Raw genomic sequence first — 24,572 nt, 5'->3', positions numbered from 1 at the left:
CAACTCATGTTAAACTTGCCTGTCCTAAGTAATCTAATACACAATTAACTATGTTTTCTATTCGAGATCTTCGAATTCTTATATGTGATGACCACCCGATTTTTGTCGAAGGCATCGAGTCGATCCTAGATCGCTCGAGCCTTGCCAAGAAATGGATCATACATTTGACCAAAACATACTCGGGGCAAATGGCCCTTCAACAAATTAGAAGCCGGCAATTTGATCTTGCCATTGTCGACCTTGGTATACCTGATATCGATGGCACAGAGCTCATCGAGCACATTCAAGCGCAATCGCCCAATACTAAAATCTTCGTTCTGACGGGATCGCAAAACTCGGTAATACTGGCCCGGATTCACCAGATGCAGGTGACGGGTTTGATGCTTAAACTGAATGCGTTCGAAGAGTTGGCCACCGCCATTGAACAGTGTCTTCAAAATGGCAAAAGTTATCTCGATCCTCAGGCCGATGCCTTATTGGAAGTCAGCACTGGTCAGCCCTTGTCAGAGCAGGAATATAAAGTTTTAAAATTTATTGCTGAAGGAAAAAATCCACCTGAGATCGCAGAAATCATGAATTGTCATCGATCCACAGTGCGAACCTATATGAATCGTATCTCAGCTAAAACTGGCGCCAGAGGAATTGCTGACATGGTTGGCTTTTATCTCCAAGGGAATGTCAAAGGAGACCGTCGTTCCCAGCCCTAGCTCGGAATCGATGACCAGTTGTCCCTCATGCAGTTCCACGAAACGACGAGCAATAGCTAACCCAATTCCATAGCCATCCGAGTCCATCACGTCCGAGGTAAAGAACTCTTGTGAAGCTTGGATGACTTTATGAAGCCTGTCCGCCGTCATCCCTACCCCGAAGTCTTTCACGCTAACATAAACTCGATTGTCACTAGAGCTTAGCTCTACGAGAATATCCTTGCCCCCATGACTTGCTCTGATCGCATTCGATAAAAGATTACGTAAGACAGATTCAATCATGACCGAATCTCCTAAAATTAGACGACTGGCGTGGCTGGATTGGAACTGTATTCTAATTCCTCGCGAGCGCGCTTGGACTTGATACGCCTTAATAACATCTCTGACTAAAAAATTAATTTCATACGGAATTATAGATGGCTCGAACCCTGATCTTTCCGCCTTCAACCATGTCAGCAATCCAGAAAAAAGTTTCTGACTATCAAAAACGGCAGCATTCAAATCAACAAGCAGTGGCTTAAACGACTGATCTAGTTTTTGCTCCAAATCAGAAGCTATCCTCATCTGTCCCGCTAAATTGCCAGACATATCGTGTGCTATCATGGCAATCAAACGAGCTTTAAACTCCAGATCATTCGAGAGTTTTTCCTGAGTGTTTTTAAGCGAAGTGATTTCCCTCATAAAGATCAATGTCCCCACCAAAAAGCCTGATTCATCCTTCAGTGGGTCAAAATTCATATCGAAATGACGCCGCAATCCCTTTTTATCAGTAATCGCAACAAATCCATTTTCCTGTGGCGCCTCTGGGAAAATTTCCGCAAGACCGCAACCAATACAACTCTTATTCCAGCCAAAAAGTTCGAACGAAGAATCGCTTGCTTCGCGAAGACAATTTTTATCATCTAGAATCAAAACAGGATCGGGAAATTTTCGAAAAACTTTTTTCATAGCAACGGGTGCTATATCGAACAGCTGATGCCTGAAGACGGCATAAAATACCGCCCCTTCCGTGACAATATAAGTCGAGCTGGTCAGCATCAACCAACGAAGAGGAGTGCCACTATAAACGACGAGGAAATCAACCAGCGCCCCAAGGGTGCCACCCATCATCAAAATTGCAATTTGTCGACGCTGAACCCCACGTGTAGAAAATAAAATTACAGTCCCCAGGGTCGTTGCAAGAATAACGAAAAGGTAGGACCAAAGATAATGAACCGGAAACCAAGACCCCTCTTTAAAGCGCAAAGCAGATAAGCCTAAATATTGAAAGGACTCGAATTGGGTCGTTACCAGGTCTCTTCCCTTGGGCATAAGGGACAATATAATGGTAACGATCGGCGGAGTAAAAATAACTGCAAGAACACTTTTCTTTTGCGACCAATTCCACCGTCGAAAAGCAGCGCTGATAAACAGGAACCAACTAGGGGCGAGACCGGCATATCCCACAAATCGAAAGTGCGAGAAAAAGACTTTAGTCGCAAAGTCCGTTGATGAATAAATCATGATCGCGCAGAACGAGACTACGCAATATGAAAAAATCAGCAGACTCATCCAACGGATTCCCGCGACCCTTAAATAAGGCCACGCCCTAACTAGCAGCATTCCCCCCGTGAGGAGAATGCCAAGATTGAGCGTAATTAAAAAGGTCGTCCAAATCATATTTATCTTTTATCTAAAACGAGTTGAGTCGTCATTATTCAAAAAGAAAAATCTGATGCAACTTGCACATGTAGGGCGTTTACGTTTTCCTAGCATCCTCCGCCGGCCCCATTGAAGTAGATATAAAAATCCGCAGTACCACCGCCATTGGTAGCCGTACAATGGACGGTAAATCCATAGCTGTCGCTTGAGTAGTTATTGGCCGTATTATTAGGACCGCCTGTTCCAAATACGACATTACTTTTATTACCCGCTACTGAGATATAATAACTGCTGTTATAAAAACCCGGATCGGGACAAGAAACACTTGTTGGAGAATTGGAGATATTTAATTGAACTCTCACTTCGGCACATCCGTTCGCATCCGATACACTCAGGGGATCAGCCTGTGTCCCCGAGCCAGTAACACCTGACACATTAGATGTTCCATTTCCCGATTCGTATGTGAAGACAGGTATGGTTTCGCCTCCTCCATTCGAAGCGTTAGATGCTGCGGCAGAGTTTGGATTCACTCCGGAACCACAACTCATGATAAGACACGACAAAAAAGAAAGGCACACGATCGTTTTTAAGCAGTTCATAATCATCCTTAATCTATGAATTGAAGTTGAAGTTAAAATTTGAATCCTATGCCAGCACCAAATTCCGAGGCGCTTGGATCAACATTTACGGAGCGATACACGATGAAAGCAGAATCAAGCCAAGTAGGAATTTTTCCATCGTGCCCGAAATGATAGTGAGCCTCGGGTCCAAATGTAAAACCAGAGCCGTGGCTACCACCCCAGAATTGAGCTCCAACAAATAAACGCACATCAAATGATGAGTTGAAATGATATGCTCCGAAAAGCGAAAGCTCCCCTAGGCCATTCACTGAAGAGTTCACTTTTTCTTTTACCGCCGAAGCCATCACCGACAATCCAGTAGAAAATTTATCATTGAAATTTAGCTCTGGAAGATAGCGCACAAAAGGGCTGACGCTCGAGCCGCCACCTTGATTGATATCAAAACCACCAACTTGAAACTGTCTCAATGACTGTTCATATTGAGCAGCCGTCGCCACACTACTTAAAGAAAGAGCTGCAAGACCGAGCAACAAAGACTTAAACACGAATTTAATCACCAAGCGATTCACCAAGGACATCCTTTCACGATTTCTAATATTTTTTAATCGTTACAGGATTGCGGGTAGCTGTCTGTCGTCCCAGGTACGACATAGTTAATTTTTGGCACCCAAGATGCTATGTCTAGGTCAAGTAAATCACAGAAACTCGGCGCTTATGAGCGGATCATTACGAAGTTTGCGAATGAAATTAGAAAGAGGACTTCAAAGAAGCCCTCAAGAGCATTAATTTTTAATGCAGTAGTTTACGTAAACGATTTCACCTGCTGTTGCATTCAAGACATTATCTTTTCCTACCACTTAAAAACTCTTTATCGACAACGAATAAGTAACGGGCATGGCAGTTGAGTCTTCAAATGCCAGATTTCATTTGAACAAGTGGGACACACGGGGGGAATGGGTTCCCCGAAGCAATACCCGTGTGTCCCTGGGAACTAATGTTTCAATGCACACCTCCCTAATTGAAACATGAGCAACCGCTTCGCTCTGTCATCCGAAAGGATGATAAATAAAAAAATAGCGATTCCCGGGGGCAAATCTGGTCCTATGGCACACAAGATATGACTTTCTAAAAAAGGGCCCATTTCCAGAGCACTAATTCATTAAAACAGACCCATCTTATTTAAAACAAACCCTCATCTTTCCGAATAGCTAGAGAGGCGATTCAGCACCCATATCCACTCTTGAAATGTCTGAAAGGAGATGCGGGTGAACACTCAAAGGCTCACACTTTCATCTTTTTTGGTCTTTGTGATCGGATTTCTTGGGTTATTCGCTCGGGCTGCTACGCCACTGGCGTCAACAAACTCTCTGACTTTTCAGGGGCGAATTCTGAAAGCGGATGGAACTCCCCTACAATATAATAACGTTAGTTTTCTTGTGAAGATCATGGACCCTTCTGGCTCGTGCGTGATTTATCAGGAACAAAACAATGGCATTGATATGAGCAACTCGAACGGCGTATTCGACCTTGCCATTGGCAACGGCTCGGTTCAATACATCACGGGTGCTGGAGCCTCGACGATCACCGATGTTTTCAACAACAGCATTTCTTATACCTGCGGTTCTTGCACAAGCTCTGGCAACAGTTATACGTGCTCAGCGAATGGTTCACCTTATGCGCCTCTTGCGACTGATGGTCGTCTTTTACGTGTAAGCTTTTACGATGGCAGTGGTTGGAATACGATCACGCCTGATAATGAAATTCGTAGCGTTCCCTTCGCAAGTTATGCGACCTCGTCACAAAAATTGGGTTCACATGTCTCGACTGATTTTGTTTTGAAAACAGATGTTAATAGCTCAGCAGCCTGTAGCGCTGGTCAGTTTTTAACTTGGAATGGATCGCAAATGACCTGTGGAAGTGTCTCTGGTGCAAGCGGCGGTACCGTAACAAGCATCACCGCCGGCACCGGTTTGAGTGGCGGCACAATCACAACTTCGGGAACAATTGCGCTGAGCAATTCAGGAGTCACAGCGGGAGCCTACGGTTCCGCAACTCAAGTTCCTGTGCTTTCTATTGATAATTATGGTCGCGTGACATCCGCTGCAACAACAACGATTTCTGGAGTTGCGCCCGCGGGCGCCGCGAGTGGCGATCTTGGTGGAAGTTATCCATCTCCGACAGTCGCGGGCTTAGACGGCAAAGCTTTGTCTTTGACTTCTCTAACAAGTGGCAATTTTTTGAAATACAACGGAACAAGCTGGGTGAACTCGAATATCGCACAAAGTGATGTTACGGGATTATCCACGACCCTTTCTAATTATTTACCACAGAGCACTTTTAACTCTTACGTCGCTGGCGCCTCTTGTTCTTCGTCACAAACAATGTACTGGAATTCCGTATCTGGAAGTTTTGCCTGTCAGAATATTTTAGTAAGTGGCTTCACTGGAAGCCTGGCCGGAGATGTGACTGGCACTCAAGGTGCTACAGTTGTCGGTGCTCTACAAGGGAAAGCCATCGCCTCTACCAGCCCGACAACAAATCAGGTTTTACAATTTAACGGTACACAGTGGACTCCAGCGACTCTTCCAGCAAGCTCGAACGGCACAGTGACAACGATTTCTGTGACATCCGCCAATGGTTTTGCAGGATCTGTTGCAAATCCGACTACGACTCCGGCGCTGACTCTTTCAACGACTGTTTCTGGATTGATAAAAGGCAATGGCACGGCCATCTCTGCTGCAGGCTCTTCAGATATCACAAGTACTCTGGGTTATACTCCTGTGAATAAAGCTGGGGACTCTATGGGTGGAGATTTAACTTTCGTTGCAGGAAAAGGTGATATCTTTACCGCCGGCTCTGGATCAAATACTGTGTCTTTGGCAGGCCCTTCGGGCTCTATCGGTACCAGTTATGTTTTAAGACTTCCGACGTCAGTTGCATCTTCTTCGGGACAGGCCTTGGTTTCTGATACTTCAGGAAATCTTTCTTGGACTTCTTTAAGTTCCGTTGCCACTTCAGGAACCGTAAACAACTCTAATTGGTCGGGATCTCCGTTGAGTGTTGCGAATGGCGGTACAGGCACAACTTCATTCACTAACTATAGTGCTATCGCATCTGACGGCTCTGGAAATTTAAAGGCAGTTGCGGGTTCTGTTTCTGGTTCAATATTGAATTGGACTGTGACAGGCCCCGCTTGGACAACGACAACCTATCCCAATAGCACGACGGCGAATCAATTACTTTATTCTTCCGCCAACAATGTCGTTAGTGGATTAGCGACGGCAAACAATGCCGTTCTTATCACGAATAGTTCTGGCGCTCCGTCTTTCACGGCGACCTCCGGTGATTTATTCTCGCAATATGCATTGAATTCAGGACGCTCTGGGGGACAGACACTTAATGGTGGAACTGGTGTAAGTGAAAATCTGACTCTTAAAGGCACTAGCAACGCAACTGCTGGAAATATTATTTTGAATCCCAGCGGCGGTAACATCGGCATTGGTACCACAAATCCCACTGCACAATTTGATATGCAGGGAACTGTCGCTACTTTTTCTCAAACACGAGCTATTGCAAGTGCATCAGGCCCGGATGTTTATTTGAATAAGGATCGCGGTTCTGTCGGCGCCCCTGCTGTTATTCAAAATGGTGATGCTTTAGGTAATATTAGTTTCCGTGGATATGACGGCACCAGCTATGTTCGTGGAGCACTCATTCAAGGTGTCGCAACGGCTGCTCCTGGCTCGGGGCAAATGACGGCTGACCTAAGACTCTTAACAAACAATGGGGGCAGTGATGTGACAGAAACAATGCGCCTCACTGCCGCTGGCAACGTCGGCATCGGCACTACAACTCCTGCAACCAAATTAGATGTGAATGGCGGTATACGTCCCGGCTCTGTGACGACAGGTGCTTCATGTGCGGGAAATGGCGAAGGAACTTTCGCCTACGATCCAACAACCCATGCACCAGTCTATTGCTCGAACGCAGGTATCTGGGCGCCGATTGGCAGCAGCGGCGTTGCAAGCTGTCCGTCGGGATTTACTCTTGTAGGACCCGTAGGTGGAGCGAACAGCTATTGCATTTCGACGGCGACTGAAACCGCGACAACCTACTGGAGTGCATGGACAACATGTTCAGGAAAAAACACCGGAGGACGTGGTTACGCAAGACTATGTTCAATAGGCGATTGGATGGTTGCATGTAACAACGGTGGAATTTCGGGCTTCGCGACAGCTCAACAATGGGTGCAAGACTCTTCAGCCTCTGATATGGCCTCTTATAACAAGGCTCTTCTCATGGGAGGCGGCTCATGCACAGGTCTTGGCGTCGATACGATATCAAACAATAATAGCTTCCGCTGCTGCTTCCACTAATCAAAATCAAAGAATGAACGGAGTTTTCTGCTGGCGGCAGAAAAAGACAAAACCGAAATTTACCTAGATAGCGGGAAGCTTCAGAAAATACTTCGACGAAGTCGAAGTGCGATAGGCTGAAATTAAAAAAGCCGCCATGGAGCGGCTTTTTTAATTTGGTAGGGAGTACAGGATTCGAACCTGCGACATCCACCTTGTAAGGGTGGCGCTCTACCAACTGAGCTAACTCCCTATCGTTGGAAGGACCCATGTTTAACAAAGGTCCGACCTTCTTTGCAATCTCTTTTTTTAAAAAAACTAATTTTTTACGTCCGCAAGACAGGCTTTTTGATCCAAATGATCTGAAACCTTCACAATTTGCATGTGGACCATATCATCAAGATTTACTTGGCTCAGTTCACCCATAGATAGAACCATCACAGACTCAGTGTAAACGCTGCCTTCAAGAGGCGGTTGTGGAGAGTCTGAACGTCTAAACGCCGTCAAATTCAAACGGTAAATCTTACCAGCTTTGCTTGTCATTTGAGCATAAACTAGAGTGCCTTTTTCAACGCCTACGCCTGTCGCGATTGTACGGCATTGCTCACCATCGATTTGTTTTACTTGAACTTGTTTTACGCCGTTCTTTTGTTGAACAACTTTGAAGACGAAATATGAAACATAGTCTTCTTGTTCAACTTTCCATGTTCCTTGGATATCAGACCATGGGAATGGCTGAGCTAAACGCCAAGGCCAATGAGTCCAACGATCATCGCTGGCAGGCATAACATGCTCTTCATCAGCGGTTTGTTGTGCACAAGCTTGCGCCGTATAGGTCGTCACGCTCGAGAAAATAAGTAAAGTAGCTAGCAAGATGTAACGAAACATGAATCCCCCCTAGTGCTCGAAGTGTACTCGAGCCGCTTTATTCATGTAGTACCCATTTTTGGCTCTGAAAATATATTTTGGTTTTTCGTAATCAGGCTCGATCAATTTACGAAGACGTTTGATCGTCACGTAAATCTTATTGTCGTGGATTGCAGGATCATATGGCTGCTTCCAAACATTTTCGACCAAGAATTCCTTCGAATAAATTGTGCCTTGATTCGTAACGAACAGACGCAAAAGATCCAAAAGAATGAACTGATTTTTGAAATCGATACGACCGATCTTCTTTTCGATAACAGCGTGGTTTGCTTCATCGAAAATAAGATCGAAGTTTGATTGAGATTCGCCGCCGATTTTTTCTGCCAAGGATTTCGCCATACGAGCAGTTCTGCGGTGATTTTCTTGGTCGATAGAGCGCATCGCAAGAGTGATGTACGTTCTTGCCATGTCTTTATCGCCGATTTCGAAATACGTATCAGCCAAGGCACCCATCAAAACGTTGCTCATCACAACGTTACGAGTTTCACGGATGATGTCGTAAGCACGCCACAAGATCTCAATCGTCTCGTCGTACTTTTTCATTTGTTTCAAGATGTCAGCATTCAAAAGCAATGAAGATGCCTGCAGCTCTGGCATTTGGTACACTTGGAAGAAGACCTGAAGATTGTAGATTTCTTTCAAGGCGTCAGTTTGACGGCCAATTTTTGGATGAGCGTAAACCATCGCAAGACCGAAGATCGCATGACAGATGTCTTCCTTGTTGTCGGAAGCAAGAGCGATCGCCAAAGCTTTTTGAAGATAATCAAGAGCCGTATCTAGTTGACCCTTGTATGAAGCGCACACTGCGAGTGTGTAGTAAGTTTTAGAATTAAGCTCGAAGCCTTCTTTCAAAACCAAGTCTTGGAGTTTTTCTTTGGTTTGATTGATGTCTTCGAATTGTTCGCGCTCGGCAAAAATGCGCAACAACAAGTTCATGCACTTGAGATATTGAGAGAAATTTTTCTCGGCGAAATAGCCGTCCGATGCCTCGCGGAGATGATCTATGGCAGGGCCAAAATCTCCACGATCGCAGTACAGCTTGCCGAGCTCGAAAGCGCGATCGAATTGATTCATAAATTATTAAAACTCCAAAACAAAATCTAAATTACTCGCAGGGGTTCGATTTCTGTCAGATTGTCAGGATTTCGTCAATGCAAGACGCGGCCAGTTGCTCATAAAGTAGGCAGTATGAGAATTGATTTCAGCAATTTAATGAAATCCCTCAGAGATTACCGCCTTGCGTGGCGCGTCTAAGGAAGGCTAAGCAGCAATGCACCGACACCAACTGTGAGCGCACCAAGGATTTGCGGGCGGGTTAAAGACTCGCGAAGGAAGTACGATAGCACGATGGCAAAAAATATCGACGAGTTACGAAGTGATATTGCAAACCCCGGGCCCGACGCCTTCAAACCATAAAGAAAAATCACGAACGATAAAAATGCGGCGATACCTGTGATGACAACTCGCCAAGAATGTTTGCGCAAAACTTCTTTCATTCGCGGAAGATAATTTCCACCAATCGCAAGAATCAAGAACGGCCACGAGATCATCATAGCGAGTGCAAATAAACTTTTCGGATCTGCCTGTCCCTGCAAAGCGCGATGATAGCACAAGTGATATCCACCAATGCAAACAGCGCAGATCCACGACCAATAACTTTTTCCGCCAGTGTTTCCTTGAGGTCTCCCGAATGAAAATCCATTCAAAAACAAAATGCCAATGAAGACCAAAATCGCACCCAAGCCTTGAATGAGTGTGGCACTTTCTTGGAAAAAGAAAATTGAAATGAGCCACACAATCAGCATCGCCCCACCACGCATGATGGAATATGATTTTCCTAAATCACTTTGGCGCAGAGCTTTTCCCAACGTCACAAAGTAAGCTCCCTCAAACAACCCCGAGAGAATTGCAAAGCTTACGTTGTCACCAATGTGAAAGGCACCTTGATGAAGAACGGCGATGCAAGCAACGATGTTACTGACTGTCATCGCCAGAAACAAAAATGTTTCTTTGTCTTTGCTGCTTTTCGCGATGGCATTCCAACTCGCGTGAAGAAAGGCCGATGTTAAAAGAAGAAGTACGCTTGAATTCATGAGGCTTGATTATAAAGAAAGGGCTGATTGTTAAACCAGCCCTTTCTTTAAAGCGCCTCAAATTCTTCAGTGCGGAGGAGAATCAGAAGCGGACCCTTCATGATTTCACAGTAGTCCCCAGATGAAATGTCAGCAAACTGTCATTTTAAACAAACCGCCAAAAAGAGTGAAAAAGCGCGAGTTTTGTGTCGAAAAAAACAAAAAGGCCGGTTGTTTTTCAACCGGCCTTTGTTAATAGACTGTTTTTGGAATCTTTTTCTACAGAAACAGAACCCAATTATCTAAGAAGTCATCACAACTTGCTACTCTAGCGAAGCTAGAGTGTAAGCTAGTGATGTGCCACGTTTTGTTGGCCCGTGTACTGAGCTTTCACTCCGAACTCGCGCTCTTTTTGAACCTTGAAGATCTCTTTTGGATTTTTGACGTCCAAAGCGTTGATCAAAACTTGGTCCACGTGATCGACTAGAATAACTTTCAAGTCTTTCATCACTTCCTTAGGGATATCCTTAAGATCTTTTTCGTTCTCTTTAGGACAGATGATCATCTTGATACCGCCACGGTGAGCTGCAAGAACTTTTTCTTTCAAACCACCGATAGCCATCACTCTACCACGAAGAGAAACTTCACCCGTCATCGCAACTGTGCGTTTCACAGGGATTTTCGTAATCGCTGATACGATCGATGTCGTCAATGCGATACCCGCTGAAGGACCGTCTTTAGGAACAGCGCCTTCTGGCAAATGGATGTGCACGTCGATGTTCGAGAAGTACTCTTTATCCAAGCCGAACAAAGGACCTCTTGAACGTACGTAGCTCATCGCTGCCGCACAAGATTCTTTCATCACATCACCCAATTGGCCTGTGACTGTGAATTTACCTTTACCAGGAACCACACTCACCTCGACAGCTAGAAGGTCACCACCCACTTCTGTCCAAGCCATACCGTTCGTCAAACCGATTTCATTTTCAGATTCGATCATACCGAACTTGAATTTGTGAGGACCCAACAACTCTACCAATTTCTGAGGAGTCACAACGTAACCTTCAGTCTTCTTTGTCGCTGTTGCTGTTTTCGCAGTTTTACCTTTTTTAGCAGCAGCTGTTTTCTTACCTGAAGAATTTGCCTCTGCTTTGAAGTTTTCAACTGTCTCGCCCATCACGATATCTTTAGCGACCTTACGGCAAACGTTTGCCACTTGTCTTTCCAAGTTACGCACGCCCGCTTCACGGGTGTAGTAACGGATGATATCGCGAATCGTTTCGTCCTTCACAGACACTTTGTAGTCTTTCAAGCCATGGTTTTCCAATTGTTTTGGAACCAAGTAGTTCTTAGCGATATGGAATTTCTCCTGCTCGATATAACCCTCAAGCTGGATGATTTCCATACGATCCAACAATGGACGTGGAATCGTATGCAAACTGTTCGCAGTCGCAATAAACATCACTTTAGAAAGATCGTATTCAACTTCCAAGTAGTGATCTTGGAATGTCGAGTTTTGTTCTGGATCCAAAACTTCAAGCATTGCCGCCGATGGGTCACCGCGGAAGTCATTTGCCATTTTGTCGATTTCATCCAGCAACACAAGCGGATTACCTTTATCCACTTTGCGAAGAGCTTGGATGATCTTACCCGGCATCGCTCCAACGTAAGTTTTTCTGTGACCGCGGATCTCTGCTTCGTCACGCACGCCACCCAAAGAGATACGTGCGAACGGACGATTCAGAGATTCAGCGATAGACTTCGCCAATGAAGTTTTACCAACCCCTGGAGGACCCGCAAGGCACAAGATAGGGCCTTTCATGTCTTTCGAAATCGAAAGAACCGCAAGGTACTCAAGGATACGATCCTTCACTTTTTCAAGACCCCAGTGCTCGTCATCCAAGATGCGCTGAGCATTTTTAAGGTCATGCTTTTCTTCAGAATAATCCTGCCATGGTAATGACAAGATCCAGTCGATGTAGTTACGAACCACAGTCGCTTCCGCAGACATAGGTGACATCATTTTGAGTTTTTTAATCTCTTTCATCACTTTGTCTTTAGCTTCTTGAGACATTTTCTTGTTTTTACATTTAATCTCAAGATCTTGAAGCTCAGCTTGGTAATCGTCTTTCTCACCAAGTTCTTTCTGGATCGCCTGCATTTGTTCGTTCAAATAGTACTCTTTTTGAGAGCGCTCCATTTGTTTCTTCACGCGAGTGCGGATTTTCTTTTCTACTTCTAGAATTTCAATCTCGCCCGTCATCAAGTTCAACAAGTGCTCAAGACGTTTACTTGGATCAATGATCTCAAGAACCGTTTGCTTGTCTTCAAGTTTCAAATTCAATTGAGCTACGATGATATCTGCAAGCTCACCTGGATTCTCGATGGTAGAAACACGCATCAGAATTTCTGGTGGGATACGCTTATTCAATTTCACGTAAGTTTCGAAAGTCGTTTTTACGGAACGAACAAGAGCTTGCGCTTCAACGACGTTCACTGGGTCTTCATCCAAGGCTTCCACGGCCACGACGAAGAAGTTGTCGTTGTTTACGAAATTCTTAATCTTTACACGACGTTTACCTTCAACCAAAACTTTCACTGTTCCATCAGGAAGGCGAAGAAGCTGGATGATCGTACCGACTGTACCGATCGCGAAAATATCTTTTGCTTCAGGATTGTTCGTCTTAGCGTCCTTTTGAGCCGCTAGAACGATATCTGTTTGCTTGCTCATAGCTTCTTCAAGAGCGTTGATGCTCTTTTCACGACCTACGAACAGAGGCATCATCATATGTGGAAAAATGATGAGGTCTCTCAGGGGCAAAAGTGGTAGTTGCTGTACTTTTCCCTCGCTCATATCCTCTCCCTCCCTTGGGTTAACGAGCTTCTTGCGTATTAGGACACAAGAGGATCTCCATTCAGGTTAATATCCTTATCAACCTTCGCGAAGCCTACATTAAGTTTAACTATGTGAACGATTGCTGGGAAGTAAATATATTCAGGAAAAAAATAGTTCTGGTCCTGGCATACCGAGAATGTGCTCATATTTTGGGCACTATAAAGGAAGCTAATGTTAACCGAAAACTTTTCTGATTTGTGGTAACTTTTTGAAGCTTTCGTATTTGTAATACCGCAAAAGAAGATTTTCGTCCCTTTTTTACGCGTTATGATCGATAAGTGCACTGTGACACGTAACGAATCGCCTTGGGTGCGCACCAATTCTTTATCTCTAAAGCTGCTTATAGCGACTTGGGCCATTAGCTCTTTTGCGACGCTGATCTTAACAGCCGCTCAACTAATTTTAGACTACCAAAAAGATTTTGATAAACTTCAGAACAACTTTTCCATTATCAAGAATTCTTATCTGGACTCCATGGCCGAGCACTTATGGTCTTATGACACTCGTTTGTTGGAAATCCAATTAGATGGCTTAAGTCGTTTGCAAGGCGTGAGTTACCTCAAGCTCACGGCAGACAACAAAGTTATTTACGAATCGGGCAAGACCGACCCTACTGAAGAAAGTCATAAAAGCTTCGAGATCCGTCATAAAAATACCAACGAAGTCTTAGGAACATTGGATGTTGAGCTTGATACAAGAAATTTGCGTGATCGCTATTTCCATGAAGCGATTTGGATTTTTATCCGCCAAGCTGCGAAGACCCTGGTGGTCGTCTTCTGCCTGTACTTCATTTTCAATCAAATCATTGTCGTTCATATTCAACACATTGCTGGATATCTGAAGACTGGGATTAGGGAAAATAAAAATCTCGTTTTGAACCGGCCCCCTCATACTGAAAAAGACGAGCTGGATATCCTTGCTGATTCGATCAATCAATTCCGCGTCGAACTGTTAGAAGCCAATCGCCAGCTTGAACAATTGAACCAAGCCTTGGAACAAAAGGTGACGGATCGTACACGCGAGCTTACAAACAAAAATCAAAGCTTGGAAAAAGCCATGTTCCAAATCAAACGCATGCAGGCGACCCTTGTGGCACAGGAGCGTTTGGCTTCTTTGGGTAGTTTGACGGCCAGTGTGGCCCACGAAATTCGCAATCCACTGAACTTCGTTTTGAACTTTAGCGAACTTTTAACAGAATCCGAGGACGCCGAGGAAATCAAAGAAGTGAGCCGTGTGGTTCTTAAACACAGCCAACGTATCGATCAGATTGTGCGCTCGATGCAGATTCTTTCAGGTTACGATAGTGACGTGCTGGAAGAGGTCGATGTGAACGAGATTGTTAAAAAAGCTTATCAACAGACAATTGCAAATCGCGCGTTAGGTTCGAGCTATGTTCCCCCGAAAGTTACCTATCGCCTTGGGGACAATGTTACCGCGCAAGTTTACTCCATTTCTTTACAACGTGCGCTTTCAAATATCATCGACAATGCGATTCACGCTCTTGAACGCAAGGCCTTAGCGCAAAAAAGTTTTGAACCTGAATTGAGTATTTCAACCGCTGTACGTGGCGAAAATATCGAAATTGCGATTCGTGACAATGGTATCGGGATCCCTGCCATTCTTGGGGAAAAAATCTTTGATCCATTCTTGACTACAAAAGCTCCTGGCGAAGGGGCTGGTCTTGGTTTAACTGTCGCATTTAACATTGCACAGAAACACGGTGGTACTTTAAAGTACACCAGTGAGTTCGGTCATTGGACCGAATTTGTGATGTCTATACCGCTCGATCACGAAAGATTGCATACATGATTCACATTGTGATTGTAGATGATGAGGCCGATACTCATCTGCTCTACAAGTTGAAATTCAAAAAATTTTTCGCGTCATTAGGAGATCTCAAACTGGTTTCCTTTTTGACTGCGAAAGATTGCCTTGATTACCTCAAGCGCTCTGACACTCCTCATGTGGATCTGATTATGTCTGATATCAACATGCCTGAGATGGATGGCTTTGAACTTCTACAAGAAGTCCGCAAGATCGACAAAGCAATGCCGTTCTACGTAGTCAGTGCCTATGAATCCACAGAGTTTCGCACAAAAGCAGAAAGCCTTGGCGCTCAACGCTTTTTAAGTAAGCCAGTCGACTTCAATGCTTTGAATGAAGCTTTGCGAACTGACCTAAACCTTTCTATTTAATTTAGCAGTCATCTGTATTAACCCAGAATTCCCGGTTTTATTTTGTCCGTCGATGCACTTCTCCGTTATAAAAATTCATCTATCAAACGGAGGATAAAGATATGATCAAGTACGTACTAACATCAGCACTTTTGTTTTTTTCAAGTGTCCAAGTTTTTGCAGCAACGGATCTGACTCCCGGCAATTTGGTGGGACGTTATAACGTGCAAGCGAAGGCAGGCTTTCAAACGGTGTATATAAAATTCCGCGTGCTCGACACACGCGAGTTTGAATTACAGCGTACATACCCTGACGGACATAGCGATGAGGTTTGCAACGGCAGTTATAATCTCAATAACAGCCTTTATCTGGATGAAGAGGCTCTCTTGGCAAAGAGCCACACTTTCAACGGCATCTTCACATGTCCAAGTGATCGTAGCAAAAAAATTGATTTCAATATCGACTTTGGCAGAACGACAGTAGAGGACCTTGCAAAAGGAACGACCGTATCAGTCACGAGCTCGATGGCTCCCGGAATGCGTCTGAGTGCTTACGTAAAAAAACAGTAACTTAAAAGGTAAATTCCGCTGAGAGGAAGACTCAGCGGAATTTCTTTACTCCATTTTCGATAATTCGACTCAATAGAATAAAAATCTAGAAGACGTAATAGGGACCTGTTCCGAATGTTGACGCTTTTCCGTCGATACCAAAACCAATCGTCTTGCCAAAGAAGAATGGCAAGCCCCAGTCAAATCCAGTGCTATAATCACCGCCCAAGTCCGGATAGACAGAGTTTGATCCAGCATAAATCGTATTGGCGCTCAAGACATAGAAACTTGTAGAACTACTAACAGTTTGAACGGCGTTATAAATCGTCGCGCTTAAAGTGGTTAAACTTGCCGGGCAAAAGAAGGAAGACAAGCTGCCCGAGCATGTCGTCAACACGGCACTACCGGGAAAATACAATCCATTGGAGCCGCTATCGATAAATGCCGACTTTCGCGAACCATTAAATGCAGTGACTATATCGCCTGACGAATCTGTTGCATACATCACGGCACCTGACATGGTGTTATTGGTCGAAGTCCCGATACCCATAATCAATACACCGGTTGCAGAAGCCGCGCCGCCAGTAGGCACATCAGGCAACTGCAAGATCACGCCATTGTTGTAACCATTCGGCAACATCGACACTGGATTTGTGACTTGCAAAGAAATCGGCATAGCGGCTTCAGAACAACTGCTTGATGAACAAAGGTAATAGTATTTTGTCGCCGCACTAGAACAAGCTGTTCCGCAATCTTCAGCGAAAAGGCCTACACCTAAAATTCCGTTAAAGCCCGCTGCACTTGGTGAATTTTCGACCTGGCTAGCGGTTCCGCAATTTGAGTTGGGACCACCCGCAAAGCTTCCGTCGATCACTTGGATGGGAACGCTAGAAGCTGTGAGGCTTCCCATCGTGATATCCGCTTTTTGCACTGAACCCCATTGAATACTTCCGTCCATATACGAAACGCATGTTCCATAAGTATTCGAACCATTGGTTTCAGGTGATAAACTGATACTTAAAACAGACTTGAAAACACGAAGCCCATAACTTCCAGTATCCACTAACAAGTTATCAATCGTCTGACATGTCGTGGTCCCAGGGGTACAAATCGTCACAGAGGCACAGATCTCGTTAATGTATCCGGAACAAGCTCCGCCTACGGTCACTTCCATAACGTTAGACCCTGCGGGAACAGATACTGAGTAATTGCCCCCCGCTGACGTGCTCGATGTCGAGAATGAATTCTGACTACATCCTGTCCACATAAGTATAGCAATTAGGAAGAAAGCCTCTTTTAAATTTCTCTTCGTTAATTTAATCATAAAGATAAATCCTCAACTGAAACGCCTTCAGGTACGAGACTAGAAACGTAAGCAAGGCCATGCCATGAACGCATGTGACCGAACTTGCGTACTTTCATTCTTGTGGTTTCAATATTCAGATTTCTTTTGGTCGCCGCTGACTTCTCTGTTGTTCGAAGGGCTTGCGAATATTCTGTATAGTAATCGCCAAGAAGACTGGAAAGATCTGGTTCAATTACGCCTTGCCAGGCCACGGCAAAAACGACTCCATCAGAGTTTAAATATTCACGAATTTTTGTGCCATTCAACTCCACATCTTGTGCAGTGTAGGCTGACGACGAAGTTGAAGCGGCTTTGATTTTCGCTTTCATTGACGTTGCCATTTTGACAACTGAATCAGAGCGTTGGCCAAGGACTGCAAACGCGCTCGAAGAACTCAGCAAACACAGTGCTAGTGCTATTTGAATTCCACGTACAGGACCAGGACCCTTATGTTCCTTCATAGAGATCTCCCTCCCTTATAGGATAAGCTTCCTTTGTGGAGGGTCCATGGAGTGATTGCACAATCGCCTTTTTATTCTTAAATCTAGACGTTTGAAGGAATTTTTGACTCAAAATAAGATGAAAAGTCGGGCCTAAAATATAAGTTTTTCCTGGTCTAAAAATAAAAAACCCAGGGTTTTTGGTCCTGGGTTTTTTGAGCTTATAATATTTGAGCCGCGGTCTACGCAGAGCTCTTCTTTTTAGCTTCTTCTTCAGCTTGAATTTCTTCTTCAGTCTTATAAACAAGCATCGGAGCGCCGCCATCGTTGATCACGTTTTCGTCGATGATCACTTCCTTCACGTTATTCTTAGATGGAATGTCGTACATGATATCGAGCATTGCCGTCTCTAGAACGCCGCGAAGACCACGGGCACCCGTTTTACGTTTCAAAGCCATTTGTGCCACAGCACGAAGAGCTTTGTCAGTGAATTTCAATTCAACGCCCTCATAAGAGAAGAGTTTTTGATATTGTTTTGTGATCGCATTTTTTGGTCTCACAAGAATATCCATCAACGCTTCTTCATCCAATTGGCCAAGGACCGCGATTGCCGGCAAACGACCAATAAATTCAGGAATCAAACCGAACTTCGACAAATCGTCTGGTTCAACCTTCGCAAGCAAGTTCGACGACTTCTCAACTTCTTGAGCTGTGCGAATATCTGCTGCGATACCCATTGTTTTATTTGATGTTCTGTTTTCGATGATTTTATCCAAACCAACGAATGCACCACCCACGATGAACAAGATGTTTGTTGTATCCACTTGGATAAACTCTTGTTGTGGATGTTTACGACCACCTTTCGGAGGAAGATTTGCCACAGTACCCTCTAAGATTTTTAGAAGAGCTTGTTGCACGCCCTCACCCGATACGTCACGCGTGATAGATGGGTTTTCAGATTTACGAGAGATCTTGTCGATCTCATCCACGTAGATCACACCTTTTTGGGCTTTTTCTACGTCGTAGTCTGACGCTTGAAGAAGGTTTAGAACGACGTTCTCTACGTCTTCACCGACGTAACCTGCTTCAGTTAAAGTCGTTGCATCCGCCATAGCGAATGGAACATTCAAAATTTTTGCAATTGTTTGTGCAAGCAAAGTCTTACCAGATCCTGTTGGACCAATAAGCAAGATGTTTGATTTTTGCATTTCAACGTCAGCAGATTTTTTACCGCCAGACATTGCGTTCACACGTTTGTAGTGATTGTGAACTGCAACCGCCAAAGTTTTCTTCGCTTGAGTCTGACCGATGACGTAATCATCGAGGTAAGTTTTGATGTCCGATGGTTTTGGTACTTTAAAGGTACCTTTGACCGCCGTCTCTCTTTCTTTTTCCTCGTCGATGATGTCGTTACAAAGATCAATACACTCGTCGCAGATGTAAACGCCCGGGCCAGCAATTAGTTTTTTAACCTCTTTTTGGCCTTTACCACAGAAGCTACATCTTAGTGTGCCGTTCGTGTCTTTAGTGCTCATCTGCTACTATCCTTTATTTGCCTTACGAGATTCTACCACGTGATCAAGCAAGCCGAATTCTTTAGCTTGGTACGGATCCATAAAGTTATCGCGTTCCATTTGCTCTCTCAAGAAATCGTAGCTCTTGCCTGTGTGCGTTTCGTAGATGCGAGTGAGCTTCTCTTTTGTACGAAGAAGTTCTTTCGCGTGGATTTCGATATCGGTCACTTGTCCTGACAAACCGCCTCCAGAAAGGAGTGGTTGGTGGATCATGATGCGTGTGTTCGGAAGGCTATAGCGTTTGCCTTTTGTACCCGCTGTCAACAACAACGAGCCCATGCTTGCAGCCATACCCATACAGTAAGTCGCCACGTCGCATTTTACGAATTGCATGATGTCGTAAATCGCCAAACCAGCGGAAACGCTACCACCCGGAGAGTTGATATAAAGATGGATATCCTTTTCCGGATTATCCACTTCAAGGAATAGAAATTGCGCGATAATGGCATTAGCAACTTCGTCCGTCACTTGCGATCCAAGGATCACGATACGGTCTTTAAGAAGGCGTGAATAGATGTCGTAGGATCTTTCACCCTTTGAAGTTTGCTCGATGACGTATGGAATTAGTGCCACTGCTGTCTCCTGTGGTTGTCTGTACTTCGCTTGTGCAAAGTTATAAGTCTTATGCTTTGCTACCTATCGGAATACTCCAGCAGGACTTTATAAAAAAGCCTTTGACCCCCAACACTGCTATGTTACATCTAACAATGCTTCATAAACCTGAATCATTTTAAGGGGTTCACATGGCAATCAACTTACTGGTTAAAGACATCGATTCTCTCACAAGCCCGGCTTTGGTCGTGTTTTCTAAATCTTCTGCGCAAAAAGAAAAGCTCGCAAAAGTGACTCATTCTGAGCTCGGCAAAAAATTCGCCGAAGCTATCGCAGAAAAAACAATCACTGGCAAACATCAAGAAGCTATCACTTTCCGTGAAATGAACCACGGTGGTTTCCGCCACGTGATCGTTGTAGGTCTTGGTAAAGAAAACGAAATCACTCACGAAACTGTTCGTCAATCTGCGGCGACAGCTTTCGAGGCTATCAGAGCTTTGAAAGTGAAAGAGGCTGTTGTTCATTTCGACGGTATCTCTGCTGGTAAAAAAGACGCTGCAAACTTCCTTCAAGCCGCTGCTGAAGGTATGGTTTTGACTTCTTACGTTTTCGACGAATTGAAAACTGCAAAAAAAGATGCTGAAGAGTTGAATGTTCACCTGGTCACTAAAACTGCTGACAAAGCGGCTAAAGATGCTTTCAACGAAGGTGTTATCTTGGGTTCAGTTGTTAACTTCTCTCGTCGCTTGGGCGATTTGCCAGGCAACTTGATGACTCCGACAATCCTTGCCAACTCTGCAGTTGAAGCTGCTAAAGGCATCGCAAACTTGAAAGTGACTGTTTGGGATAAAGCTCGCGTCAAAAAAGAACGCATGGGCGGTCTTCTTGGTGTTGCCGCTGGTTCTGATCAAGAGCCTCGCTTCATCATCATGGAATATAAAGGTGCAGCGGCTTCTAAAAAGCCAGTGTGCTTCGTAGGTAAAGGTCTTACTTTTGACTGCGGTGGTATCTCTATTAAGCCAGGCGCAGGCATGGAGGAAATGAAATACGACATGTGCGGCGGTGCAAACGTTATCGGTACTTTGCTTGCAATCGCTAAATTGAAATTGAAAGTAAATGCTGTAGGTCTTGTTGCTTCGACTGAAAACTTGATCAATGGTTCTGCGACTAAGCCAGGTGACGTTCACACAGCTCGTAACGGCAAAACGTTCGAAGTGAACAATACAGACGCTGAAGGTCGTTTGATTTTGGCTGATGCGTTGTCATACGCAACTGAACTTGAGCCACAAGTTATTTGTGATGCTGCTACTTTGACTGGCGCTATGGTTATCGCTTTGGGCAATACACACACAGGTTACTTCACTCGCAATGCTGCATTGAAAAACAAAATCGAAAGAGCTGCAGGCGAGTCTGGCGAGTGGGTATGGAACATGCCTCTTGTAGATTTCCACGTAGCTGACATGAAAGGCGTTTACGCTGATCTTTCTAACATCTCTTCCGGCAAAGGTGCTGGCTCTGCAACGGCAGCGGCATTCCTTGAGCAATTCGTTGGCGAAGGCATCCCTTGGGCTCACTTCGACATCGCGGGCACTGGTTGGGCTGTTGGAAACCGTCTTCCATACTGCACTAAAAAAGGCGCCTCTGGCGTAATGATCCGCACTTTCGTAGAAATCGCAAGACAACACGCTTAAAGGTACGCCGTACCTTTTTGCGATGCTTCGTTTCAAAAAAGAAAAACCCTTCGTGATGAGCGAAGGGTTTTTTTATTGTTCAAATTGCTAGAGGAGTTTTAGAAGGTCAGAACAAGTGGATGTCCGAGATAGCGAGCCACTTCATCACTTTGAACAACGATACCCTCGTTAGAATTATCGTTTGAAAGTCTTACTGATTTTAACAACCAAGATTTCGGCCACTCTTCAGGCAGATTTGTGAAACGCACGGTGATCGCGTGACCTTCATTGAATTGGAATTCCCCATCACCCGGCTTTTCATTCAAGATTTTTGCAACGGGTAAATATAATGGATTGATCTTTGTCATGTCCGGAGAAAACTCGCAGCGCCCCTCTAGTTCCATTGAAGGTTTATCCCCCGCAACGGACATACCCTCAGCTTCGAAAGTCAGGGTGACCTTGCCGAACTCTTGGCAAGCTAGCTTCTTGTCTCCGTGGGCATCCATAAAGACAAAATGACCCAGGCCGATGCCTGTTCCCTCTGTATTTTTTCGGATCTCAAAGCCCGTAACAAGTCGTTGCTTGGCGGCCTCTTGAAGTTTTTCACCTGTCAGATGGGAGAAGTCGAAGTTGGTGCGCACAGCTGCCGGGTCACGGTTGATCTGAGATGGGTCTGTTGTGTAGCGTAGGAATGAATATCCCATCGCAAAGCAGATTATGAACAGCCCAAAAATGCCCGCAAATTTTTGCATATAGTCCCTCTTATCTGTAGGATAGCATGCTTTCCCTAACCTCCCTCGAATTTCAATTTATGGCCAGCCATAGGTCCTAATAGGCAAGGTTTTCAAAAAATAGCGTAAGTTTCCTTAACAACGGCGAATTGTTTGCCTTCCAACCCAGGCCTGGTACACCTTGCTCCATTCGTTCTAGGGGGTTCGATGAAACTAATCAGTATTTTCGGAATCTGTTTCGCTATGTTGTTAGGTCAAACGATATTCGCCGCAGATTCAATGTGTACTGCTTCGGAAGACTTTGTAAAATCGATTGATTGCCCCTCTTCAAGCCTTCCAGTGAAGGGCAGCTATCTGACTCGTACAGTGAAATTTGCCCTTCCCAAAGGAACAGCTCCAGAAAACGGTTGGCCGACAGTTGTGATCTATCAAGGCAGCTTTTTCGCTGTTGGGTTTTCAGGCATAGAAGGCATGCCGTTCGGTGGCTTCAATCAAATTCGTTTAATTCAGGATTTGCTTGATCATGGTTTTGCTGTGATTGCTCCACCCGCGATGTCAGGTCTGGCTTGGGAAACAAATCTTGTTGGCGTGACTTACAAAGACTCTGAAGACGATATTTTCTTAAACAACCTTCTTGCTGAAATGAAGAGCGGTAAATTCGGCCCTATTGATATGAATAATTTGTTTGCCACAGGAATTTCCAGTGGCGGCTATGAAACAAGTCGCATGGCTATTTCTATGCCGGGAGTCTTCAAGGCTTTGGCTATCGAGTCCGCCTCCTACGCAACTTGTGGCGGAGCTTTATGCTTCGTTCCCGACGACTTGCCCGTGGATCATCCACCGACAATGTTTCTACACGGCGAAGCTGATATGATCGTTCCAATCAGCACGATGTGGTCTTATTACAAGCGCTTGAAAGCCCATAAAGTTCCTGTCTCGGCTGTAGTTGATAAAACAGCTTCACACCAATGGATTGATCAAGCTCCAGAGGCGATCACGTCTTGGTTCTTGAATTATAAAAATTAATTTCGCTTTTCGATTTATTGAGGCTTTTGATAAACGATGGCTCGCATGAAAAGCGGGCCATCTTGCTTCTAAGATTTGGGCCCACCACAAGGGTTTTGGATATAGCCCTTATAACGTGCACCTAGTTCTTGAGCTTCGTGCGCAATTGCCAGCAATCCCAATTTCGCCGTCCAACCATATACGTTTTCTTGAGGGCATCCGGGAGTATTGATGGCAAGATCAGAGACACACAGACGCTTATAAACTGCGCCTGGACTATTCAAACTATCTGTTGAACTTTTCTCTGAATGCGTGCGGAGGAATCCACCGGCAAGCTCGCAACCGATCATGTAAATACATGGCTCTGCGCTTGCGCCATCTGCTTGAACGATGGAAGGGATTCCTTCTTGGATAATCACTTCTTCAACATCACGACCGCCTTTGGCAGCTTTCATTTTTTTGCGGGATTTATAAGACCATTCCTTCACTTCGGCACCTGATCCCACACGAATCACCGCCAAACCGTAGGTCCCCGCGTTGTTTTTAACAAAAACGAATGGTTCTTGATTGATACCGCGCTTTTGGTATTCACCACGCAATTTTTCTATCATCGCGTCTACACGATTTGCCAAAGCTTCGCGGCTTTTTTCATCACCGATGTCGAAGTGCTCGAAAAGCTCAGTCTCTACTGTCAACAAGAACGGGTCAATCTTTGCGATGGCAGAGAATTCTTCCACAAGTTGATTGTAGTACTTGAAGTAAGTACTTTTCTTTCTTTGATACCAGCCCAACTCATGCGGCGGGTTCATTGGATAATCAAGAACTGTCTTAGACCACTCTTCGTACTGCTCAGAGAAGTCATTATTGCTGATGATAAGATCCGGTTTGAATATTTTCATCAAAGGACCCTCGATCAGGGCTGAGTTCACTTCAATTTCATGACCCGTGGCACTTGTGACTTTTAGTGGTTCTGGCAATTCGCGAGGAATTGCCACCTTCACCGTAATACCCGCGGATTCAATCAGCGATTTAATCGTATAGACATTTTCCCAATAGAACGCATTGTTCGTGTGCTCTTCAGTTACAAGCATGATGTTCTTCACATTGCCATAGTGACCTAGAATATATTTCGCCATCAATCCTGCTGACGTCTCTTTGTCTGTCGGACAAATATTGTTGAAGCCTGCTGGGAAAATATTAGCGTCAACGTTTGAAATCTTATAACCCGCATCGCGGATGTCATAGCTTGAATAAATTGGATACGACAAGTTCGCAGTCTTTGATGAGAACCAAGAACAGATTTGATCCATGTTGGCGAGTGTTTGTTTGTGAAGTGTGAGCTTCGCCATGTTTT

19 protein-coding genes, 1 tRNA gene and 1 pseudogene are annotated in these 24,572 nt (G+C 44.7%); 7 read left to right on the top strand and 14 right to left on the bottom strand.

The genetic code is table 11. From position 1 onward, the window contains the following. Nucleotides 1-50: 50 nt before the first annotated feature. Nucleotides 51-707, top strand: coding sequence for a response regulator transcription factor (locus VF412_RS10780; protein ID WP_331339249.1), 657 nt, complete (start codon nucleotides 51-53; stop codon nucleotides 705-707). Here the strand turns inward: VF412_RS10780 and VF412_RS10775 are convergent. The 3 genes from VF412_RS10775 to VF412_RS10765 all read right to left on the bottom strand — a co-directional run bounded on the left by VF412_RS10775 (nucleotide 618) and on the right by VF412_RS10765 (nucleotide 3,498). Continuing rightward, on the bottom strand, nucleotides 618-2,366 hold the full coding sequence (locus VF412_RS10775; protein ID WP_331339248.1) for a histidine kinase N-terminal 7TM domain-containing protein: 1,749 nt from the start codon (nucleotides 2,364-2,366) through the stop codon (nucleotides 618-620). The two genes, VF412_RS10780 and VF412_RS10775, sit on opposite strands and share 90 nt — an antisense overlap. Nucleotides 2,367-2,455: 89 nt before the next feature. Then, complete coding sequence (locus VF412_RS10770; protein ID WP_331339247.1) at nucleotides 2,456-2,896, bottom strand: hypothetical protein; 441 nt, start codon at nucleotides 2,894-2,896, stop codon at nucleotides 2,456-2,458. Between the two features lie 83 nt (nucleotides 2,897-2,979). Then, nucleotides 2,980-3,498: a hypothetical protein gene (locus VF412_RS10765; RefSeq protein ID WP_331339246.1), complete on the bottom strand. Its 519-nt coding sequence runs from the start codon at nucleotides 3,496-3,498 to the stop codon at nucleotides 2,980-2,982. 696 nt (nucleotides 3,499-4,194) lie between these two features. Between VF412_RS10765 and VF412_RS10760 the strand changes: the two genes are divergently transcribed. Next, the gene (locus VF412_RS10760) at nucleotides 4,195-7,305 is read left to right on the top strand and encodes a hypothetical protein (RefSeq protein ID WP_331339245.1); all 3,111 of its coding nucleotides are present in this window, start codon (nucleotides 4,195-4,197) and stop codon (nucleotides 7,303-7,305) included. A gap of 156 nt (nucleotides 7,306-7,461) precedes the next feature. Here VF412_RS10760 and VF412_RS10755 read toward each other — a convergent pair. The 5 genes from VF412_RS10755 to lon all read right to left on the bottom strand — a co-directional run bounded on the left by VF412_RS10755 (nucleotide 7,462) and on the right by lon (nucleotide 13,137). Continuing rightward, nucleotides 7,462-7,537 (bottom strand) — tRNA-Val (locus VF412_RS10755). A 65-nt stretch (nucleotides 7,538-7,602) separates the two neighbouring features. Continuing rightward, nucleotides 7,603-8,172, bottom strand: coding sequence for a hypothetical protein (locus tag VF412_RS10750; RefSeq protein WP_331339244.1), 570 nt, complete (start codon nucleotides 8,170-8,172; stop codon nucleotides 7,603-7,605). Nucleotides 8,173-8,181: 9 nt separating this feature from the next. Continuing rightward, the gene (locus tag VF412_RS10745; protein ID WP_331339243.1) at nucleotides 8,182-9,285 is read right to left on the bottom strand and encodes a winged helix-turn-helix domain-containing protein; all 1,104 of its coding nucleotides are present in this window, start codon (nucleotides 9,283-9,285) and stop codon (nucleotides 8,182-8,184) included. A gap of 176 nt (nucleotides 9,286-9,461) precedes the next feature. Then, complete coding sequence (locus tag VF412_RS10740; protein ID WP_331339242.1) at nucleotides 9,462-10,304, bottom strand: DMT family transporter; 843 nt, start codon at nucleotides 10,302-10,304, stop codon at nucleotides 9,462-9,464. A 328-nt stretch (nucleotides 10,305-10,632) separates the two neighbouring features. Further along, nucleotides 10,633-13,137, bottom strand: a complete 2,505-nt coding sequence (lon, locus tag VF412_RS10735) for an endopeptidase La (RefSeq protein WP_331339241.1) — start codon at nucleotides 13,135-13,137, stop codon at nucleotides 10,633-10,635. A gap of 327 nt (nucleotides 13,138-13,464) precedes the next feature. Between lon and VF412_RS10730 the strand changes: the two genes are divergently transcribed. The 3 genes from VF412_RS10730 to VF412_RS10720 all read left to right on the top strand — a co-directional run bounded on the left by VF412_RS10730 (nucleotide 13,465) and on the right by VF412_RS10720 (nucleotide 15,922). Then, entirely contained in the window at nucleotides 13,465-14,988 is a 1,524-nt protein-coding gene (locus tag VF412_RS10730) for a sensor histidine kinase (protein WP_331339240.1), read from the top strand. Further along, the gene (locus tag VF412_RS10725) at nucleotides 14,985-15,374 is read left to right on the top strand and encodes a response regulator (RefSeq protein ID WP_331339239.1); all 390 of its coding nucleotides are present in this window, start codon (nucleotides 14,985-14,987) and stop codon (nucleotides 15,372-15,374) included. Before VF412_RS10730 ends, VF412_RS10725 begins: the two co-directional genes overlap by 4 nt. Nucleotides 15,375-15,475: 101 nt before the next feature. Beyond that, entirely contained in the window at nucleotides 15,476-15,922 is a 447-nt protein-coding gene (locus VF412_RS10720) for a hypothetical protein (RefSeq protein WP_331339238.1), read from the top strand. A gap of 85 nt (nucleotides 15,923-16,007) precedes the next feature. On the opposite strand, the gene VF412_RS10715 is transcribed toward VF412_RS10720, so the two are convergent. The 4 genes and pseudogenes from VF412_RS10715 to VF412_RS10700 all read right to left on the bottom strand — a co-directional run. Beyond that, the gene (locus VF412_RS10715) at nucleotides 16,008-17,225 is read right to left on the bottom strand and encodes a DUF3443 family protein (protein ID WP_331339237.1); all 1,218 of its coding nucleotides are present in this window, start codon (nucleotides 17,223-17,225) and stop codon (nucleotides 16,008-16,010) included. Further along, nucleotides 17,222-17,707, bottom strand: coding sequence for a DUF2844 domain-containing protein (locus VF412_RS10710; RefSeq protein WP_331339236.1), 486 nt, complete (start codon nucleotides 17,705-17,707; stop codon nucleotides 17,222-17,224). The genes VF412_RS10715 and VF412_RS10710 overlap by 4 nt, the downstream gene beginning before the upstream one ends. Nucleotides 17,708-17,928: 221 nt before the next feature. Continuing rightward, entirely contained in the window at nucleotides 17,929-19,221 is a 1,293-nt protein-coding gene (clpX, locus tag VF412_RS10705; protein ID WP_331339235.1) for an ATP-dependent Clp protease ATP-binding subunit ClpX, read from the bottom strand. 6 nt (nucleotides 19,222-19,227) lie between these two features. Further along, nucleotides 19,228-19,851, bottom strand: a pseudogene (locus VF412_RS10700) (ATP-dependent Clp protease proteolytic subunit); the annotation flags it as partial. Nucleotides 19,852-20,003: 152 nt separating this feature from the next. On the opposite strand from VF412_RS10700, the gene VF412_RS10695 reads away from it, so the two are divergent. Next, nucleotides 20,004-21,503 carry a leucyl aminopeptidase gene (locus VF412_RS10695; RefSeq protein ID WP_331339234.1) on the top strand — a complete coding sequence of 500 codons (1,500 nt, stop codon included), beginning with the start codon at nucleotides 20,004-20,006 and terminating at the stop codon, nucleotides 21,501-21,503. A gap of 98 nt (nucleotides 21,504-21,601) precedes the next feature. On the opposite strand, the gene VF412_RS10690 is transcribed toward VF412_RS10695, so the two are convergent. Beyond that, a complete protein-coding gene (locus tag VF412_RS10690; RefSeq protein ID WP_331339233.1) occupies nucleotides 21,602-22,234 on the bottom strand; it encodes a hypothetical protein in 633 nt (210 codons plus the stop codon). Between the two features lie 186 nt (nucleotides 22,235-22,420). On the opposite strand from VF412_RS10690, the gene VF412_RS10685 reads away from it, so the two are divergent. Continuing rightward, nucleotides 22,421-23,239, top strand: coding sequence for a dipeptidyl aminopeptidase (locus tag VF412_RS10685; RefSeq protein ID WP_331339232.1), 819 nt, complete (start codon nucleotides 22,421-22,423; stop codon nucleotides 23,237-23,239). Nucleotides 23,240-23,307: 68 nt separating this feature from the next. Here VF412_RS10685 and gshA read toward each other — a convergent pair whose 3' ends face one another. Beyond that, complete coding sequence (gshA, locus tag VF412_RS10680) at nucleotides 23,308-24,567, bottom strand: glutamate--cysteine ligase (RefSeq protein ID WP_331339231.1); 1,260 nt, start codon at nucleotides 24,565-24,567, stop codon at nucleotides 23,308-23,310. Between the last annotated feature and the right edge of the window lie 5 nt (nucleotides 24,568-24,572).

It is taken from the genome of Bdellovibrio sp., from assembly GCF_036384735.1.
Classification (GTDB): Bacteria; Bdellovibrionota; Bdellovibrionia; order Bdellovibrionales; family Bdellovibrionaceae; genus Bdellovibrio.
This window is presented reverse-complemented; position numbering and strand designations above follow the sequence as displayed.